Source organism: Halovivax sp., assembly GCA_007119345.1.
Lineage (GTDB): Archaea > Halobacteriota > Halobacteria > Halobacteriales > Natrialbaceae > Halovivax.
In genome coordinates this window covers 1-3,989 of the sequence record SKPV01000241.1, presented here as the reverse complement: position 1 = coordinate 3,989, position 3,989 = coordinate 1, and the positions used below count along the sequence as shown (strand labels likewise).

Sequence of the window (3,989 nt, the reverse complement as noted above, 5' to 3'; positions counted from 1 at the left end):
GAACGCTGCCTCTGCAAAGAGCTCCATCAGTGGTCGCTCGTGGACGCCGAAGTCGGTCATTCCGACGCCAGCGATCCGTGCGTCTGTCATCGTCTCCCGTTCACGCTGCTGGGTCAAAGGCGTTCGCACACAGGAACGATCTGCACCCTGTGGGTGCGATCGAGCGCATCCGCTCGGCGAGAGTACCAGCGAACCGAAATGCGATTCCGCTCAGACCAGGCTCTCGAAGTCCTCGAGCGCGTACGCCGGTTCGGCGCCGCGGCGGTCGAGGGTCTCGTTGGCCAGCAGCCAGTAGACGACCGACAGCGCCTTGCGACCCTTGTTGTTCGTCGGGACGACGAGGTCGACGTTGCTGGTCTGGTTGTTCGAGTCACACATCGCGATGACCGGGATGCCCACGGTGATCGCTTCCTTGACCGCCTGGGCGTCGCCGATCGGGTCGGTGACGACGACCACGTCGGGTTCGATGTAGCCGGCGTACTTGGGGTTCGTCAGCGTGCCCGGGATAAATCGGCCGGTGCGCGCTCGAGCGCCCACGGCCTCGGCGAACTTCTCGGCAGGGAAGCGGCCGTACTGGCGACTCGAGGTGACCAGGATCTGTTCGGGCGCGTAGTTCGCGAGGAAGTCCGCGGCCGTGCGGATCCGTCGATCGGTCTTCGAGACGTCGAGGACGTAGAGGCCGTCGGTCCGGACGCGGTGGATAAAGCGCTCCATGTCCTTTGTCTTCTGCTGGGTGCCGATGTGGACACCGGCGCCGAGGTAGTCCTCGACGGGGATGAGCAGGTCTGCCTCCTCGTCGGAGAGCACGTCGTCGTCGAGGGTCGGCCCCTCGTCTTCTTCGGCCTCGGCGTCTGCCTCGGCGTCCGCTACCTCTGCGGGCTCGACGTCCTCGGTGGGTTCGGCGGCGGGGCCGGCTCCTTCAGCCGGCTCCGGGTCGATCTCCTCCTCGGCGGCGTCGAGCCCCTCCTGTTGTGCGTTGTCGTCTGTCATGTCGCGTCGTCTGCGATTCGAATGAGCTCGTTGAGCTTTGCGGTTCGCTCGCCGCCGACGGCGCCCGTCTTAACGTACGGAGCGTCGGTCGCCACGGCGAGGTGTGCGATCGTGGTGTCCTCGGTCTCGCCCGACCGGTGGGAGACGACCGACTCGTAGCCGTTTCGGGTCGCGAGTTCGATCGCGTCGAAGGCGTCGGTGAGCGTCCCGATCTGGTTGGGCTTGATCAGAATGCTGTTGGCCGCACCCTGTTCGATCCCCTCGGCGAGCCGATCCGTGTTCGTCACGAACAGGTCGTCGCCACAGATCAGCGTCCGCTCACCCACGCGGTCGGTGAGTTCGGCGAACGCCTCGTAGTCGTTCTCGTCGAGTGGATCCTCGACGTAGACGAGGTCGTACTCGGCCACGAGGTCGGCGATGTAGTCGATCTGCTCGTCGGTGTCGCGGGTCGTGTCGCTGTACTCGTAGACGCCGGCGTCGGCGTCGTACAGCTCCGCGGCGGCGACGTCGAGCCCGAAGCCGATCTCGAAGCCGACGTCGGCTTCGACCGTTTCGACCGCGTGCTCGACGAGCTCGAACGCTTCGGCGTCGTCGATCGACGGCGCCCACGCCCCCTCGTCACCTTTGCCCGACGGAACGCCGCGTTCCTCGAGCAGGTCCGCGACCTCGCCGTGAACGGCGGCGTTGGCGAAGACGGCGTCGGCGACGTTCGGTGCGCCGACGGGGGCGACGAGGAACTCCTGGATGTCGGTCGCGTCGGTGGCGTGTTCGCCGCCACCGACGACGTTACCCAGGGGAATCGGGAAATTCTCGCCCCGGAACGCACCACCTAAGTGCTGGAACAGTGGCGCACCGAGGACGTCGGCGCCGGCTTTCGCGGCGGCCATCGAGATGGCGACCGCGCTGTTGGCGCCGATCTCGGAGAAGTCGTCCGTGCCGTCGGCGGCGCGCAGGAGGGCGTCGACCTCGCGCTGGTTGCCGGCGTAGGCCTCGCCGACGAGGCGCGGGACGGCGCGTTCGCGCGCCGCCGCAATCGCCTCGTTCGCCGGCCGTTCGATCGCCTCGTACTCGCCCGTGCTCGCCCCGGAGGGGGCGGCGGCGCGACCGAAGCCACCGCTCTCGGTGAGCACGTCGGCTTCGACCGTCGGGTTCCCGCGCGAGTCGAGCACCCGCCGGAGCCGAACGTCGGTGACGAGCGTCATCGCGACCCTCGTTTGACCGTAAACGGCAACGCCCCGGCGTCGTACTCCTCGGCGGCGATCAGGATCGGCTCGGACTGATCCGTCTCGATCAACACGGGCGCGCCGTAGGACACCTGCAGCGCTCTCGCGCCGAGGATGCGTGCTTTCTCGTATCGGTTGTATCGGTTCCGTTGCATTACTGGTATGGTGAGACGACGTCGACGAGGTCGACGTGCGAGACGAGCATCCGGCGACAGCAGTAGCGCTCGACGCCGAGTTCGTCGAGGACCTCCTGTGGGTCCTCGTCACCCGCTCGCGTTCGTTCCTTGAACTCCTCCCAGTGTTCGCCGACGACCGAACCGCACGTGAAACACCGGACCGGTACCATCATGTTCCGGTCACCTCAGCGGTAGGACTTCTGGTAGCGGGCCCGGGCGCCGGGTCCACCCCACTTTTTCGGTTCGGACTGGCGAACGTCGTTGACCAGCAGCGAGCGGTCGAACTCCATGTACGCGTCGCGGAGCTCTGCGTCGTTCGTGTGCTGGACGATGCCGCGGGCGATCGCCGTTCGGACGGCGTCGGCCTGGCCGCTGATGCCGCCGCCCTCGACGCGGACGTCGACGTCGATCCCGTCGCGGAGGTCGTCGCCGGCGATACGGAACGGCTCGAGCATCTTCAGTCGCGACATCTCGGGTTCGACCAGCTCGACCGGCTGGGAGTTGATTCGCACGCGGCCCTCGCCGTCACGCACCGTTGCGCGGGCGACGGCCGTCTTCTTCTTGCCACTCGTGTTCGTTACCATGTGACGTTAGCACCGAGTTGTTCGCTCACTTCGTGGAGGTGCACGAAGCGGATGTTCGAGAGTCGGTCAAGCGACGTGTCCGGGAGGATCTCCGCCTCGTCGTCGTAGGGATTACCGACGTAGACGCGGACGTTCTCGAACGCCTCGCGGCCACGCCGTTTCTTGTACGGCAACATCCCGCGGACGGCGCGCTTGAAGATCGTATCCGGTCGCTTGGGGTAGTACGGCCCCCGGTCGGAGCCGAGCTGCAGTCGCGTGCGGTAGGTCTCGAAGACGTCCTCTTTGTCGCCCGTGATGACGGCGTCCTCGGCGTTGACGATCGCCACCCGCTCGCCCTCGAGGGCGCGCTGGGCGACCTGGCTCGCGACGCGACCCAGGATGCAGTCGCGGGCGTCGACGACGACGTCGGCGTCGAACTCCGCGACGCTCATGCGATCACCCGCACGTTCGCTCCGCTGGGGTTCTCTTCGAGCAGTTGCTCGAGCGGTACCGTCTCGCCGACCTGATCGATCTTCGTCTCCGCCGACGCCGAAAAGTCGACGGCGGCGACGGTGACGTTCTTCTGGAGCGCGCCCGACCCCAGCACCTTGCCAGGGACGACGACGGTCTCTTCTTCGCGTGCGTATCGCTCGATCCGCCCGAGATTCACTTCCGCGTGACTCGCTCGGGGCTTCTCGAGGCGATGGGCGACGTCGCGCCAGACGTTCGCGTCGGTCTCGCGCGAGGCCGACTTCAGCTCGGCGATGAGATCGTTGAGCCTCGGATTCGTTTTGCTACTCATTGGTGTCTGCTAAGTATCGTGGTGACTGCTCCATGGCAGTCGCACAGAAGTGATGCAGGGAGCAGGATTTGAACCGTCGGGAGACGCTCGACCGCTGGGACTCCCGTAGCTCAAATCTGCACATTCCATTTTTGCGGCTCTCCCGTTCGGTCGAGCCGAAAAATGCAGGGAGCAGGATTTGAACCTGCGGACTCCTACGAGACAGCGCCCTGAACGCTGCGCCGTTGGCCAGACT

General features: G+C 66.2%; 7 protein-coding genes. All 7 read right to left on the bottom strand.

The window, feature by feature from the left end; translation table 11 throughout:
* Window positions 1–210: 210 nt before the first annotated feature.
* The 7 genes from rpsB to QZT59_RS16720 are packed head-to-tail and all read right to left on the bottom strand — an operon-like array spanning window position 211 to window position 3,754.
* Window positions 211–990: a 30S ribosomal protein S2 gene (gene rpsB / locus QZT59_RS16750; RefSeq protein ID WP_290818925.1), complete on the bottom strand. Its 780-nt coding sequence runs from the start codon at window positions 988–990 to the stop codon at window positions 211–213.
* Window positions 987–2,192, bottom strand: a complete 1,206-nt coding sequence (gene eno / locus QZT59_RS16745; RefSeq protein WP_290818923.1) for a phosphopyruvate hydratase — start codon at window positions 2,190–2,192, stop codon at window positions 987–989. Before eno ends, rpsB begins: the two co-directional genes overlap by 4 nt.
* Window positions 2,189–2,368, bottom strand: a complete 180-nt coding sequence (locus QZT59_RS16740) for a DNA-directed RNA polymerase subunit K (RefSeq protein ID WP_290818921.1) — start codon at window positions 2,366–2,368, stop codon at window positions 2,189–2,191. Before QZT59_RS16740 ends, eno begins: the two co-directional genes overlap by 4 nt.
* Complete coding sequence (locus QZT59_RS16735; protein WP_290818919.1) at window positions 2,368–2,562, bottom strand: DNA-directed RNA polymerase subunit N; 195 nt, start codon at window positions 2,560–2,562, stop codon at window positions 2,368–2,370. The genes QZT59_RS16740 and QZT59_RS16735 overlap by 1 nt, the downstream gene beginning before the upstream one ends.
* A 12-nt stretch (window positions 2,563–2,574) precedes the next feature.
* On the bottom strand, window positions 2,575–2,973 hold the full coding sequence (locus tag QZT59_RS16730) for a 30S ribosomal protein S9 (protein WP_290818917.1): 399 nt from the start codon (window positions 2,971–2,973) through the stop codon (window positions 2,575–2,577).
* Window positions 2,967–3,404: a 50S ribosomal protein L13 gene (locus tag QZT59_RS16725; RefSeq protein WP_290818915.1), complete on the bottom strand. Its 438-nt coding sequence runs from the start codon at window positions 3,402–3,404 to the stop codon at window positions 2,967–2,969. The genes QZT59_RS16730 and QZT59_RS16725 overlap by 7 nt, the downstream gene beginning before the upstream one ends.
* Window positions 3,401–3,754 carry a 50S ribosomal protein L18e gene (locus QZT59_RS16720; RefSeq protein WP_290818913.1) on the bottom strand — a complete coding sequence of 118 codons (354 nt, stop codon included), beginning with the start codon at window positions 3,752–3,754 and terminating at the stop codon, window positions 3,401–3,403. Before QZT59_RS16720 ends, QZT59_RS16725 begins: the two co-directional genes overlap by 4 nt.
* Between the last annotated feature and the right edge of the window lie 235 nt (window positions 3,755–3,989).